Here is a 13,949-nt window from a genome sequence, read left to right on the forward strand (position 1 = left end):
AGCGAACCAGCTACAACTGGTCCACTCGACGATAAGTGGTCCGCTCGGCGAATAGCGGGCACCTCATGAGTCACGCGGCTCAAGGGCTGCATAAGCGCATCAGCCGCGCGGCTCAGTACCCGCGTAGCTCATCAGCCGCGCACCTCAGCACCCGCGTAGCTCATCAGCCGTGCACCACAGCACCCGCGTAGCTCATCAGCTGCGCGGGTCAGAGCCTCACTTCCTGCTCAGCGGCCCAGCGTCTGGGTCCACGACTGCGGGAGACGCTTGCGCATGTTGCGTCGGGGAGCGTTGAAGCCCGCCCGATCATGCTTCTGCGTCTCCAGCTGATTCAACGCGGCCGCCTGGTTGGCAGCATACGCGCGAGCAACCTGACGGATCGCGACGACTGCGGCGACGGCAGCAGCACTGGCCATGTCATCGCTGACGGGTTCGCCATCGTGCGCGCGCACCTCTGTGCGGTTCTCGACCGCGGCGATCACGTGCTCCTGTGCATCCTGGCTCATAGTGGGATGTTACCGTGCTTGCGCGCCGGCGCGTCGACGTGCTTGTTCTTCAGCGCCCGCAATGCCCGCACGATTCGATTGCGCGTCTCACTGGGTTTGATGACCGCGTCGATGTAGCCCTCTTCGGCTGCCAGGTACGGGTTGAGAAGAGCATCCTCGTAGTCCTGGATCAGCTCGTCACGCAGAGCGTCGACATCCTCGCCAGCCTCACCGGCGGCCTTGAGCTTGCGACGGTAGACGATGTTCGCCGCACCCTGCGCGCCCATCACAGCGATCTGCGCGCTCGGCCACGCGAGGTTGATGTCCGCGCCCAGCTGCTTCGACCCCATCACGCAGTATGCGCCGCCATAGGCTTTGCGGGTGATGAGAGTGATGAGCGGAACCGTCGCCTCACCATAGGCGTAGATGAGCTTGGCGCCGCGGCGGATGATTCCGCCGAGCTCCTGATCCGTGCCGGGCAGGAAGCCGGGGACATCGACGAAGGTGAGGATCGGGATGTTGAAGGCGTCGCAGAGACGGACGAAGCGCGCTGCCTTCTCCGAAGCGTCGATGTCGAGAGTTCCCGCCAGCTGCATGGGCTGGTTGGCGATGATGCCGACGCTGACTCCTTCGACGCGGCCGAAACCGGTCACGACGTTGGGAGCGAAGAGCTCGGAGACCTCGAGGAACTCGGCATCGTCGAGGACCGTGGTGACGACGTCGAGGATGTCATAGGGCTGCGAGGGAGAGTCCGGCATCAGGGTGTCGAGCGCCTCGTCATCGGGCGTGACGGAGAGGTCTGATTCGAACTCGTCGGCATCCGCCGGATCGATGTTGTTCTGCGGCAGGAATGAGAGCAGGTCGCGCACGTAGTTGATCGCGTCCTCCTCATCGGCGGCCAGATAGTGGGCGTTGCCGGAGACCGTGTTATTGGTGCGTCCGCCGCCGAGCTCCTCGTGGCCGACTTCTTCGCCGGTCACGGTCTTGATGACGTCGGGGCCCGTGATGTACATGTGGCTCGTCTGGTCGACCATGACCGTGACGTCGGTCAGCGCGGGGGAGTACACCGCGCCGCCAGCCGAGGGGCCCATGATGAGTGAGATCTGCGGGACAACGCCCGAGGATGCCACGTTGAGGCGGAAGATCTCAGCGAACAAAGCGATCGAGCCCACGCCCTCCTGGATGCGTGCACCCCCGGAGTCGTTGATCCCGATGATGGGGCATCCCAACTTGATCGCGAGCTTCTGGACCTTGACGATCTTTCGGCCGTTCGCCTCGGCGAGGGATCCGCCGAGCACCGTGAAGTCGTGGGCGAACACGGCCACGGTCTTCCCGTCGATCGTGCCCAGGCCGCAGACGACGCCGTCACCGTCTGGGCGGTTGTTCTCCATCCCGAACTGGTGGTTGTGGTGACGGGCGAACTCGTCGATCTCCTGGAACGAGTCATCGTCGAGGAGCTGATCGATGCGTTCGCGAGCGGTCTGCTTGCCGCGTTTGTGCTGGTTCTCCACCGACTTCACATTGCCGGTGTGGGCCGCATCGCGGCGCTGGACCAAAGCGTCGATGCGCTCAGCTGTTGTGCGTGGGGTTTCCGTCATGTCTCCACAATAACGAGGACCGACGCGTTCATTGTGCACTCCCGCCAAAAGAATCTAGAGTGGACTGGTGAACAGCCAACACAATTCCTTCCTCGTCGATGTCGATTCGCTGCGCCGCAACGCTGCCGCCAGAGGTCTCGACATACCCATTGTCATCTGGGACGATTCGTGCCCATCGACGAATGATGAGTTGTCTGATCTGGTCCGTGGAACCTCAACCCTCGCCGAGGCGCCTGCTGGCATCACGCGTTCGGTGAGTACCGCTGACGGCATCGACCTCGCCGAGGTGCCCGCCGAGTTCACCGTGCACGGCACCGATTTCCAAAACGCCGGTCACGGCCGGCTCGGCCGGGTCTGGACCGTGCCCGAGCGCAGGTCGTTGACGTTCTCGATCCTCCTTGAACCCGGATCGGTCTTCGACTCCTGGGGCTGGATCCCGCTGCTAGCCGGTGAGGCCGTGCGCGCCGCCATCACCGAGGCGGGTGCTCCCGCCGTACTCAAATGGCCCAACGATGTGCTGACGGCTGAAGGCAAGAAGCTGTGCGGGATCCTCGCTCGCGTCGAGACGCTGGCGTCGGGCCCACGGATCGTGCTGGGGATGGGAATCAATACGCGCCTCGAGCCGACCGATCTGCCTCGTGAGAGCGCGAGCTCCATCGCGATCGAGAAGGGTACGGACGGCTCAGAGATTGATCATGAAGTGTTGTTAATCTCGATTCTGAGCAGATTGATTCCTGCCTACAGGGAGCTTGTCGAGTATGGCGATGTTGATTTCAGCAGCAGCACCTCTGCCGCCGCGGTGCGTGAGAACATGGTGACTCTCGGAACCAGGGTCCGGGTCGAGCGACCAGACGGAACGAACCTCTACGGCCAGGCCACCGGACTCGACTCCGGCGGCGACCTCATCATTGACGACAAGACGGTCGTCAGCGCCGGGGACGTGCACCACCTGCGCAATGCCGATGAGGGCAACGTCGGTGCGAGCAGTGCCGAGGGCAGTGTGGTCGGCGATGGGAGCAGTGTGACCGACGACGAGAGCAGTGTGGTCGGCGATGGGGACTCGACGTCAACGGGATTCGGAGGCGGTCGATGACCGGCACCTCGGACTTCACCGCGCAGCTCAAGGTCGTCTCCGACGAGGCTGCCCACCCGAAGAGAGCTGATGAGACGGCTCAGGCTCCATCTCAGTCGCAGTCTCAGTCTGTATCTCAGGCGCAGTCTCAGTCTCAGTCTGTATCTCAGGAGTCGTCCTCCTCGCAGTCTCAGTCGCCGTCGTCGGGTCGCGGAGAGCAGCAGGCAACGGACCAGCCGAGCAACGGGGCGGCGGCCGGTGCTCACTCCGAATCGCTTGCGGACGGTTCTTCCGAGGCTGGTTCATCCGCGGCATCCGATTCCTCGGCGGCGTTGGTTTCGGGAGGCGGCGCCGAGCCGCCGAACTCGATCCCACTGATCACGGATGATCAGGTCACAGCGAATCATCAGGTCACCGCGAATCATCAGGTCACAGCGAATCATCAGTCCACCACGAATAGTCAGAGCAACTCAGCGTCGGCGAGTTCGAGGCCTACCGCAGCGAGCCCGAGACCTGCCACATCGAACATGGGGACACCGATCGTGAACCCTGTACCCGCCTCGGCGCCGGCATCGGTCCCCGGGATCGAACTCGGCGATGAGGACCTGGCCACTACCTCGGCGATGGGGGAGTCCGACACTTCAGGGACGAACGACGACGGTACAGTGGCCGCCGACGATTCGCACAGCTCCGCCGACGAGGACTTCTTCAGTGGACTGCATGAGGATCCCCGCACTTCGGCGATGCAGATCGTCGACGAGGCGGAAGACGACGTCGCGGACGAGACGATCTACGAGACGCGCAGCGCTGCCGAGAGACTCGAGGAGATCCTCCTCGACGGCAAGCGTGTCCTCGACCGGCGGGAGGCCGCGAAGCTCGGCGGGATCTCGACCGTCTCGGCGCGCAAGATGTGGCGTGCGCTGGGCATGTCGCAGACGGTCGCCGAAGAGAAGGCCTACACGCTCAGCGACGCTCACGCCCTGCGGATGTGGGCGAAACCGGTCGCCGATGGCCTCATCGATCAGGGCACGGCCCTGTCGCTGGCCCGTGCGATCGGGCAGACCACGGACCGACTCGTGGTGTGGCAGATGGAGACGCTCGTCGACTTCCTCACCGAGGAGAAGGGCCTGACCGACCCCGAGGCTAGGCGCGACGCGCTGCAGGTCGTCGAGGACATGGTCGATCCGCTGCAAAAGATGCTGACGTATTCGTGGCGGCGCAACCTCGCCGAGGTGATGGGCCGACTCAACGTCAACGTCTCCGATGGTCTGGCCATCGACAACCGGCAGGGCTGGTACGACTCGTCGATGCCGCTGGCCCGCGCGGTCGGCTTCATCGACCTTGTCTCCTACACGCGCCTGTCGCAGAAGATGGAGCCCAGGCAGCTGGCGAACCTCGTCCAGGAGTTCCAGGGCATGGCGTACAACATCGTGGCCACCGGCGGCGGTCGGGTCATCAAGACCGTCGGCGACGAAGTGTTCTTCGCCGCCGAGACGCCGCTGGGCGGGGCGGAGATCGCGATGACCTTGATGGAGCGTGTGACTGCGGCCGAGGATCTGCCGCAGGCGCGCGTTGGCTTCGTGTGGGGCAGGGTCCTGTCCCGACTGGGCGATATCTTCGGCTCGAGCGTCAACCTTGCGGCTCGCCTGACGGCAGTCGCGGATCCCGGCACGATCTTCACCGATGAGGACACGGCGCGTGTCCTCTCGACGTCGGACGCCTATGTCTTCGAACGCCGGGAGTCGCTCTCGTTGCACGGGCTGGGAGAGACTGGCATCGGCGAGATGAAGCGCGGTACGGCTGCGCGGATGAAGCTCGATCTCGACGACGACGAGAACTGAGGCGCGGAGCGCGGTTTCAGTTCCGACAGTCAGTTCAGCCCGACAGGCGGCGCAATCCGACAGGCAGCTCAGCCCGACAGGCAGGTTAGCCCAAGAGTCATTTCAGTGGGCGATCTTCGCGCCGCTGACTCTGTCGTCGTGCAGCCGACAATGTGTCCGGTCGCGCAAGTGACGGTGATGGTCGTCTAGGTTCGTCTTCCACTGTCAGCCGCTCGTCCTACACCTGCAATGGTGGTGAGTGCAGGTGAGCGTAGGACAAGCGAAGTGAACGGTGTGTTCCGCGGCTTACAGTAGGCGAAGTGAGCGCGGCGATGAATGGGCACCGCCGGTATGCGCCCGTGCGAATCGTCAATTTGTCGAATTGGCCTTTTGCGGCGGACATACACACGGCTGCGAATTCGGCCGAAAAGCGGCTTTTGAGCAAGCGTCCTTGGGCGCGGAATCCGCTTCGCATTGAGACCGCCGAGGCCGAACGATGCCCCCTCAGCCCCTGGCCCCTCAGAACAGCGCGGTGTCGTCGTCCTCGTCATCATCGTCGTCGTGGGAGACGATGACGGCGCCGTCGAAGTCCATCTTCGACCGGGCGATCTCTTCCTTCTTCTGGTCGAGTTCATCCGACTGTTCGGCGCGCTGCGGCTCCTCGAGATCGAGGGCGAGCTCATCGAAGCTCGTCGCCAGACCCTGCGTTCCGGACTTCTTCGATGACTTCCTCTTCGATGACTTCGACCCAGCCTTGGCTGAACCCCCAGCCGCAGCTGAGCTGGCGTCGGCATCGTCGATCTCAAAGTCGGCACCGTCATCGCCGGCAGCAGCCGGGCTGTGGTCCTCGGCTTCAGCTCCGCCGAGGCGGGGAAGTGTGCCGACGACATCGATCTTCGACTCGAGCGGGGAACCGGTGGCATCGCGTCGCGACAGCTCGGTCGGCAGGGTCCTGGCTCCGCCTGCCTGAGCAGCAGCCTGCGGGCTGTCGCCGACCCATGCCAGGGACAGTTCGGTCTCGCCTTTGAGGAACTTATGGGCGCGCACGCCCGAGGTCGCACGACCCTTGGTCGGGAACTCGGAGAATTCGCTGACCTTGATCGACGAGGACGGGGCTCCGTAGAAGTTCTCTCCGCTGGCGATCGTGACCACAGCGAAGCTGCCGATGCTCTCATCGGCGTCTCCGTCTTCGTCGGTCTTCGCGTCCTTCGACGTCATGCCGAAGAAGATCGCGCGCGCATCGGCGGCGACCTTGATGCCGGCGACCCCCGATGCGTTCCAGCCCTGGGCGCGCAGACCGGAGGCGTCGAAGGCGAGGAGCTGTGCGTTGGACGTGACGAACACGGCCAGAGACGCGTCGATGTCGTCGGGCTGAGCGACGCCGATGACGGTGTCCTTGCCCTTGAGTCCGATGGCATCCCACTCGGTCTTGTTCGGCCGTCCGGCCACGGACACGCGCTTGACGACGCCGTCGGCCGTGCCGAGGACGAACTCTCGATCAAGGTCGATGAGACCGATGACCTTCTCGTCCTTCTCGAGTGCCATGTAGTCGGCGATCTTCACGCCGCCGGCAACATTGGGACGGGAGACAGCAGGCGGCAGAGCAGGCAGATCGACGACGTCGACCATGTGGATCCGACCTGCCGAGGTGATGCCTCCGACGGTGCCCTGGGTGCTCGAGACGATCTCGGAGCGCAGAGCATCGTGGCTCGAGCGCTTCCCCGTCCGCTGCAGCGGCGCGGCATCAGAGGTGCGGGCGATGCGACCCGAGGTCGACAGCAGCACCCGGCACGGCGCATCGGCAATCTTGAGGTCGGTCTGGGCCTTCTTGCCCTTGGCGGAGAGTTCCTTCATGGAACCTTCGATGAGGACAGTCCGGCGCGGAGTCCCGATGATCTCCGCAGTCGCCTCAAGTTCGGAGGCGACGAGTTCGCGCAGCATGGCCTCGTCAGCGAGGAGCGATTCGAGATACTCGATCTTCTTGCGCAGTTCATCGCGCTCGGCTTCGAGCTCGATGCGCGAGAACTTCGTCAGCCGACGCAGCTGCAAATCGAGGATGTAGGTGGCCTGGAGCTCGGAGAGCTCGAAGACGTCCATCAGCCTTGAGCGAGCGGCGGACGCATCGTCGGAGGCGCGGATGAGCTGGATGACCTCGTCGATGTCGAGGATCGCGATGAGCAGTCCCTCGACCAAGTGCAGACGGTCCTTGGCCTTGCGCAGCTGGAAGACCGTGCGGCGACGCACGACGTCGATGCGGTGCGCGAGATAGACGGTGAGCAGCTCCCGCAGGCCCAAGGTCCGCGGCTGGCCTTCGACGAGGCAGACGTTGTTGATGCCGAACGACTCCTCGAGGGGAGTCTGGCGGTAGAGCTCGGCCAGCACGGCTTCCGGGTTGAACCCGTTCTTGATGCCGATGACCAGGCGCATGCCGTTCTTGCGGTCCGAGTAGTCGTCGATTGAGGCGATGCCCGTGAGCTTCTTCGCTCCGACGGCGTCCTTGACCTTCGCCACGACCTTCTCCGGTCCGACGAGGTAGGGCAGCTCGGTGACGACGATGCCCTTGCGGCGGGCGCTGACGTTCTCGATCGAGACGGTCGCGCGGGTCCGGAAGGTGCCGCGTCCGCTCTCGTAGGCCTCGCGGACACCGTCGAGTCCGATGATCCGACCGCCTGTGGGCAGATCGGGACCCGGGATGAAGCGCATGAGCTCGGCCAGTCCGGCCTCGGGGTTGCGGATCAGGTGGCAGCAGGCGGCGATGACTTCACCCGGGTTGTGCGGCGCCATGTTCGTGGCCATGCCCACGGCGATGCCTGACGCGCCGTTGATGAGCAGGTTGGGGAACGCGCTGGGCAGAACCTCGGGCTGAGTCAGCGTGTTGTCATAGTTTCCGACGAAGTCGACGACATCCTCGTCAAGGCCGGCGATCATGTGCATCGACGCCGTGGTCAGGCGCGCCTCGGTGTAGCGCGGGGCAGCCGGGCCGTCGTCGAGCGAGCCGAAGTTGCCGTGTCCGTCGACGAGCGGCACGCGCATGATGAAGTCCTGGCTCAGACGCACCAGCGCGTCGTAGATCGCCGAGTCACCGTGCGGGTGCAGTTTACCCATGACATCGCCGACGATGCGGGAGGACTTCACATGGCCGCGCTCAGGGCGCAGGCCCATGTCTCCCATCTGGTAGACGATGCGACGCTGGACGGGTTTGAGGCCGTCACGTGCATCGGGCAGGGCGCGTGAGTAGATGACCGAATACGCATACTCGAGGTACGAACTCTCCATCTCCGACGAGACGTCGACATCGATGACTCTGCCTTCGGTCATGGAACTCCTTTGACGCAAGAATTATCCGTATCTGCTGCACCGCCCGCACCGAGGTGGTGCATCGGCAACAGAGAGCACCCGTTGATTCTAGCGTTCTATTTGAGTTCTACGGCTCAACCCCGGTTTTCCGGGGCGTCCGTGTCGCCGGCCGGTCGAACGGGCGGCCAGGCGGGGGAGGAGTGCAGGAGCTGCCTGCCGCCATCAGGAGGTTGGTGCGAGGCTGTGCTTCCACTGGATGAATCGGGTCATGTAGGCCTCGATGTTCGCGCGCTCTGCGGTTCCCGCCATGAGTTCGGTGACCATCATGCCCATCACCGAGCTGGTCATGGTCCGAGCCATCTCTGCGTCGACCTCGCCGAAGCGCATGACGAAGTCCTGGATGCCTCGGAGGTTCCTCTGCTTTGCGAAGACAGCCTCGTCGGGGAGTGCTGGGTCGAGGCTGAGCATGATCATCGTGTAGAAGCGGTTCCGGTCGGTGGTCAGCCAGTTCATGCAGAAGTCGACGGCGACGACCTCGATCGACTTGTCGCTGCTGCGCAGGGTTCCGGGCAGACGCTCGAGCTGCTGGGAGTTGAGTTCGGTGATCCGCTCCATGATCCCGGTGATCAGAGCGTCGCGGGTGCGGTAAACATTCGAGGTGGATCCGACGGGCAGCTCGGCCAGGGCATCGACTGCCCGGTGGGTCAGCCCGCGGACACCCTGTTCTGCCACTACGGCTATCGCGGAATCGGTCACGACGTCTCTTCGAGAGATCATTTCTTTGCGGCCTCGCTATCTTGAGACACCTGCAGTCGAGGTGATTTCGGACGGTGGATGACCAGATATCTGGTCACAGACTATGACCATTTGATGGCCATGCACAGAAACACAATCCGATAACGGTTTGTGCTGGAACGGATACAGACACTACCTTCAAAGCCGATCAATTGGTATAAGACTCGCCAAATTGGCAGTCGGTTCCCACTAAACGGTCCATCTCGTGCTCCAGGGCTGGGTGAAAGCTCCGTATCAACGGCATCAGAGGGCACCTGCCGGAGGGCGCCTCAGCTGACGCTTCAGCTGAGCAGACGCCGAGTCGAATCGATGCGCGTGGTGTCCATGAGGAGTTCGATCCTGACACTGAGCAGATGCCCGTCGGTGACGGTCGCCACCATCGGATGGATCTCGAGTTCGAGGATCTGCGGGTGCCGTTCGACGAGGACCGAGAGGCGCTCGAGCACGTTCTTGAGCGGATCGATATTGACCGGTGGCAGACCGCGATAGCCGAACAGCCGCGGCGAGGACTTGACCGACCGGATCATGTTCTCAGCATCCTTGTCTGTCAGCGGAGCCACACGATGCTCGACGTCTCCGAGCAGCTCGGTCGTGTCACCGGCCAGGGAGAACGAGAGCAACGGGCCCAGCAGCCGATCCTCGCCGGCGCGGATGACGCAGGGCACGCCCGGAGGAGCCATCGCCTGCACATCGACGAGAGGTTCCTCGTCGAGGGCGAGCGTGCCGATGAGCTCTTGGATCGCCTGAAAATCCTCTCTCAGCTCCTCCGGGGATTCGATGTTGAGCCGTACCCCGCCGAGTTCCATTCGGTGCCGCAGGGTGGACGACACGGCTTTGAGTGCGACCGGGTACCCGATCGTCTCCGCTGCGGCCAGACCCTCATCCACCGAGGCGGCGGTGAGGTAGGGCAGGACCTCGATCCCGTAGCACTTGAGCAGTTCGGTGGCCTGGTCGCGCTCGAGACGCACCGGTGTGCCGGGCACCGCATCAGACAGGGCCGTTTCGATGATCGTGCGCACGCCTTTGTCATCGAGGTCTTCGACGTCGAGGAAGCGACCGTGTTCGGCCGAGCGCCAGCGGGCGTAGTCGGTCGCTCTGGCCAGAGACCAGACCGCGTCCTCGGGGCCGACGTAGCTGGGCACAGTATGGGAGATGCGGTTTCCCTCGCTGTCGCTGAGGAACGACGTCAGTTCGTCCTGGACGCCCTGGATGCCGAGGAAGCAGGCAACGGTCGTCTTCTTCGAACGGGCGGCGGCCTCGGAGAGGTGGGCGGCGATCTCGGCTTCCTCGGCACCGGCCGAGGGGGTGAAGGTGACGACGACCGAATCGATGTCGTCGCGGGCGTACATCGCGTCGAGCTCGGTGCGGAAGGTCTCCGCCTCGACCTCGGGGTGCAGTGAGACGGGATCGGCTTCGATGTGCAGACCTTCGGAGCGGGCGCGCTGGACGATGAGGGTCGACATTGCCGCGGAGTTGCCGATGACACCGACTCGACGGCCGGCCGGCAGCGGCTGTGTGGAGAAGACCTGGGCTAAGTCGAAGAGCTGGTGGATAGTACCGGCCCTGATCACCCCGGCCTGCCCGAGCACCTGGTCGAGGGTGTTGGGAGCCAACGAGGATGTGCGCACGATGTGTCCCGGCGGCAGTTCACGGCCGGTCAGGTCGGATTTGATGACGACGACGGGCTTGACGCGTGAGACCCGGCGGGCGATGCGCGAGAACTTGCGCGGGTTGCCGATCGACTCGAGATAGAGGCCGACTGTCTTAGTCGCCGGGTCCTCCTCCCAGTACTGGAGGAGGTCGTTGCCGGACAGATCCGCACGGTTTCCGGCCGAGACGAACGTCGAGATGCCGAGCCCGCGCTTCTTCGCCGCGGCGAGGAGGGCAGTGCCCAGTGCGCCGGACTGGCTGAAGAGGCCCAGCGTGCCTGAAGCGGGCAGGAACGGCGCCAGCGAGGCGTTGAGCGAGATGTCCTGTGCCTCATTGACAAGGCCGAAGGAGTTCGGCCCGACCACGCGCATACCGTAGGCACGGGCTGTCGAGACCATTTGCCGCTGCAGTTCGGCGCCCTCGGCCCCTGTCTCTGCGAAGCCCGAGGAGATGACGAGCACGGCCTTGACGCCGTGGGCGGCGCACTCCTGTACCACCTCGGTGGCGGATTCCGCAGGTACCGCGATCACGGCCAGGTCGGCCGTGCCCGGAAGGTCGCCGAGGCTCGGGTATGCCTGTACGCCTGCGACCTGGTCGGCTTCGGGGTGCACGACCCACAGGTCGCCAGTGAACTTCGCCGAGGTGATGTTGCGGATGAGGAGATTGCCGGTGGAGTTGCGCTTGCGGCTGGCACCGATGACCACTACCGAGGCGGGGTGGAGGACCGTGCGCACGCTCAGGGCCTCGGCGCGGTGCTCGCGTGAGGACTGAACCTCGACCGAGCGTGCCGTGGGGTCGATGTCGAAGTTCACGGCGACGACGCCGTCGTCGAAACCCCGGGACACCTCGTAGCCGGCGGCCTGGAAGACCTGGAGCATCGAGCGGTTCTGGGGGAGCACTTCGGCGGTGAACTTCCGGATCCCCAGATCCCGGGCGGCAGCGGCGAGGTGCTCGAGGAGGATCGAGCCGATTCCGCGACCTTGGTGGGCATCCGCGATGTTGAAGGCGACCTCCGCCGAAGTGGGTGTGATTTTGTCGAACCGGCCGACTCCGATGATGTCGTTGCCGATGAGCATGACCAGGGCCACCCTGTCGTGGTGGTCGACGTTGACGAACCGTTCGAGATCGCGCTTGGGCAGACGCGGCAGGGGGGCGAAGAAGCGCAGATAGATGGACTCGGGCGACTGCGCCTCGTGCAGGCGCGAGATGGCTTCGGCATCGGCTGGAGTGATGGGACGCAGATGCGCGGTTCCACCGTCGCGGAGGACGACATCAGCTTCCCAACCGGCAGGATAGTTTTCCATGGTCCCAGCATATGCGCCACCACCTCGGCGCGGGGAGGCACACGAGCAGACAAGTGCCCGAACAGTGGCCGAACAGGAGTTCGCCCACGAGCCGAACTGGGATGCTGCGGGCGAGTGGGGCACAATGGGAACCATGGCTTTACCCGAGGTTCTCGTCCACGATCTGCAGTCGGCAGGTTACTATCCGCAACTCACGCAGGGCATCCTCGCCGATTCTCTGTTCGACGAACCGGTGCTCGCCCATTTCGTCCACATCGACACGCATGTCGACATCGAGTCGATCCACCGTCACGTCACGGCGTTCGTGCTCACTGAGACCCGGCTCCTCCTTGCCCACGTCGATGACGATCCCAATGTCGCACCGGGGTCGAAGCCGCGCGCGGTCACGAGCAGCGAGGACATCGAACTCGAACGACTCGGCACCGTCATGGTCGGTCGGACCTTCGCCGATCCCGCCGCGTTCAAACCCGGCGACAAACCCGTCGAGGTGTCGCTGACTCTCTCGTGGGGCGCCTCACGCCGACTCGAAGCCTTCCCTGAAACCTGCGGCGACCCCGATTGCGTGGGCGATCACGGCTACGGCGGCTCGATCTTCGCTGAGGACGTCATGTTGCGCGTCTCTGCCGAAGCCGAGGGCCAGTCTGCCGTCGACCGCATCGCGGAGTTCGCTGGGAAGCTGCGCTCAGCAGTCTTCCAGGCCAGGCTCCGGTCGCGTCGCTGATGACGGACGTTCACGCCTCGACCCTGATGGGTCCACCCGACTATTCCGGCCCCATCCTCTCCGATGTCGTTCCGGCTGCGGCGCTGGGCCTCGGCGCGGGGGAGATCTTCGACGATACGGCCCGCGCCCGGGCCCGAGCACTCGGCCTGGACCGGGAGTCGCGGACGACGATCGTCGTCCTCATCGACGGCATGGGCGAGCAGCAGCTGAAGGAGTACAGCGGGTACACCCCGTTCTTCCGCTCCCTGGCCTCTGGCCGTCGGACCCTGTCGACCGGCTTCCCCTCGACCACAGCGAACTCACTGTCGTCGCTGGCCACCGGCCGTCTGCCCGGTGCCCACGGAGTCGTGGGTTACCGTGTGCTCGACCCGGCGAAGGACGCCGTGTTCAACCAGCTGACCTGGGACCTCGACGTCGACCCCGTCGCGTGGGTGCCCGACGCGACTCTGTTCGAGCGTCTCAGTGACACGGGCGTTGATGTGGTCAGCCTCGGCGAGGCGAAGTTCGCCGGTCGCGGCCTGAACAAGGCGTCTCTGCGCGGTGGTCGGTTCCGTGCGTCGAAGACGCTCGAGGAGCGCTGCAGGCATGCCATCGCCGAGGCGCGGGCCCCCGGTCGCCGTCTCATCTACCTCTACTGGGGCAACCTCGACAAGGCCGGTCACGTCCACGGATCGCATTCCTCGCAGTGGACCGAGGAGCTCGAGCATGTCGATCTCGCACTGTCCCAGCTGGCCAACGACCTCCCGGCGGATTCGACGATGATCGTCACGGCCGACCATGGGATGGTCGACATCGACCATGAGCTGCGTCTTGACCTCGCCGATGCCCCGTGGCTGCGTACCGGTGTGCGCCACGTCGGGGGAGAGCCGCGTGCACTCCATCTCTATGTCGAACCCGGCGCCGAGGCGGACGTGGCGTCTGCGTGGACCGAGACCATCAATGGTCGCGGGCTCATGCTCAGTCGTGCGGAGGCCATTCGGCGCGGGTACTTCGGACCCGTCGTTCCACGGGTGCGGGAGCGCATCGGGGACTTCGTCATCATCTGCCAGGACGAGTTCGCCATAGTCGATTCGGAGCACGACTCCGCCTCGGCGCTGGCTCTCATCGGCCATCACGGATCGACGACGACACGCGAGCTGGAGATTCCCCTCATCGTCGTGTGAGGCAGCCTCACCCGAATTCACTGATCTGTGGCCAGATCGTCTTC

Annotated in this window: 9 protein-coding genes; 4 read left to right on the top strand and 5 right to left on the bottom strand. The window is 64.5% G+C overall.

Features of this window, described 5'->3' with window-relative positions:
- Positions 1 to 227: 227 nt before the first annotated feature.
- Both MPN20_RS07370 and MPN20_RS07375 read right to left on the bottom strand, forming a co-directional pair.
- Positions 228 to 506: a hypothetical protein gene (locus MPN20_RS07370; protein WP_242780857.1), complete on the bottom strand. Its 279-nt coding sequence runs from the start codon at positions 504 to 506 to the stop codon at positions 228 to 230.
- Complete coding sequence (locus MPN20_RS07375) at positions 503 to 2,083, bottom strand: acyl-CoA carboxylase subunit beta (RefSeq protein ID WP_242780858.1); 1,581 nt, start codon at positions 2,081 to 2,083, stop codon at positions 503 to 505. The genes MPN20_RS07370 and MPN20_RS07375 overlap by 4 nt, the downstream gene beginning before the upstream one ends.
- A 67-nt stretch (positions 2,084 to 2,150) precedes the next feature.
- Here MPN20_RS07375 and MPN20_RS07380 point away from each other — a divergent pair, with 67 nt between their 5' ends.
- Together MPN20_RS07380 and MPN20_RS17490 are read left to right on the top strand one after the other, a co-directional pair.
- The gene (locus tag MPN20_RS07380) at positions 2,151 to 3,176 is read left to right on the top strand and encodes a biotin--[acetyl-CoA-carboxylase] ligase (RefSeq protein WP_242780859.1); all 1,026 of its coding nucleotides are present in this window, start codon (positions 2,151 to 2,153) and stop codon (positions 3,174 to 3,176) included.
- Between the two features lie 521 nt (positions 3,177 to 3,697).
- Complete coding sequence (locus MPN20_RS17490) at positions 3,698 to 4,996, top strand: adenylate/guanylate cyclase domain-containing protein (RefSeq protein WP_242780860.1); 1,299 nt, start codon at positions 3,698 to 3,700, stop codon at positions 4,994 to 4,996.
- A gap of 498 nt (positions 4,997 to 5,494) precedes the next feature.
- Here MPN20_RS17490 and MPN20_RS07390 read toward each other — a convergent pair whose 3' ends face one another.
- The 3 genes from MPN20_RS07390 to MPN20_RS07400 all read right to left on the bottom strand — a co-directional run bounded on the left by MPN20_RS07390 (position 5,495) and on the right by MPN20_RS07400 (position 12,021).
- Positions 5,495 to 8,293 (bottom strand): DNA topoisomerase IV subunit A, encoded by a 2,799-nt coding sequence (locus MPN20_RS07390; RefSeq protein WP_242780861.1) that lies wholly within the window; start codon positions 8,291 to 8,293, stop codon positions 5,495 to 5,497.
- Between the two features lie 201 nt (positions 8,294 to 8,494).
- Positions 8,495 to 9,049: a TetR family transcriptional regulator gene (locus MPN20_RS07395; protein ID WP_242780862.1), complete on the bottom strand. Its 555-nt coding sequence runs from the start codon at positions 9,047 to 9,049 to the stop codon at positions 8,495 to 8,497.
- Between the two features lie 299 nt (positions 9,050 to 9,348).
- Positions 9,349 to 12,021, bottom strand: a complete 2,673-nt coding sequence (locus tag MPN20_RS07400; RefSeq protein WP_242780863.1) for a bifunctional GNAT family N-acetyltransferase/acetate--CoA ligase family protein — start codon at positions 12,019 to 12,021, stop codon at positions 9,349 to 9,351.
- Here MPN20_RS07400 and MPN20_RS07405 point away from each other — a divergent pair.
- Positions 12,020 to 12,742 (top strand): DUF5998 family protein, encoded by a 723-nt coding sequence (locus MPN20_RS07405; protein WP_242780864.1) that lies wholly within the window; start codon positions 12,020 to 12,022, stop codon positions 12,740 to 12,742. The two genes, MPN20_RS07400 and MPN20_RS07405, sit on opposite strands and share 2 nt — an antisense overlap.
- Entirely contained in the window at positions 12,742 to 13,905 is a 1,164-nt protein-coding gene (locus tag MPN20_RS07410; protein ID WP_242780865.1) for a nucleotide pyrophosphatase/phosphodiesterase family protein, read from the top strand. Before MPN20_RS07405 ends, MPN20_RS07410 begins: the two co-directional genes overlap by 1 nt.
- The last annotated feature ends 44 nt before the right edge of the window (positions 13,906 to 13,949 follow it).

Origin of the sequence: Brevibacterium sp. ZH18 (assembly GCF_022748595.1) — a bacterium.
Lineage (GTDB): Bacteria > Actinomycetota > Actinomycetes > Actinomycetales > Brevibacteriaceae > Brevibacterium.

What these genes read in the sequence shown, in the direction of transcription:
- MPN20_RS07405 (WP_242780864.1), top strand. Translation starts at nt 12,020, where the DNA reads ATGGTCCCAGCATATGCGCCACCACCTCGGCGCGGGGAGGCACACGAG.
- MPN20_RS07370 (WP_242780857.1), bottom strand. Translation starts at nt 506, where the DNA reads ATGAGCCAGGATGCACAGGAGCACGTGATCGCCGCGGTCGAGAACCGC.
- MPN20_RS07375 (WP_242780858.1), bottom strand. Translation starts at nt 2,083, where the DNA reads ATGACGGAAACCCCACGCACAACAGCTGAGCGCATCGACGCTTTGGTC.
- MPN20_RS07390 (WP_242780861.1), bottom strand. Translation starts at nt 8,293, where the DNA reads ATGACCGAAGGCAGAGTCATCGATGTCGACGTCTCGTCGGAGATGGAG.
- MPN20_RS07410 (WP_242780865.1), top strand. Translation starts at nt 12,742, where the DNA reads ATGACGGACGTTCACGCCTCGACCCTGATGGGTCCACCCGACTATTCC.
- MPN20_RS07395 (WP_242780862.1), bottom strand. Translation starts at nt 9,049, where the DNA reads ATGATCTCTCGAAGAGACGTCGTGACCGATTCCGCGATAGCCGTAGTG.
- MPN20_RS07400 (WP_242780863.1), bottom strand. Translation starts at nt 12,021, where the DNA reads ATGGAAAACTATCCTGCCGGTTGGGAAGCTGATGTCGTCCTCCGCGAC.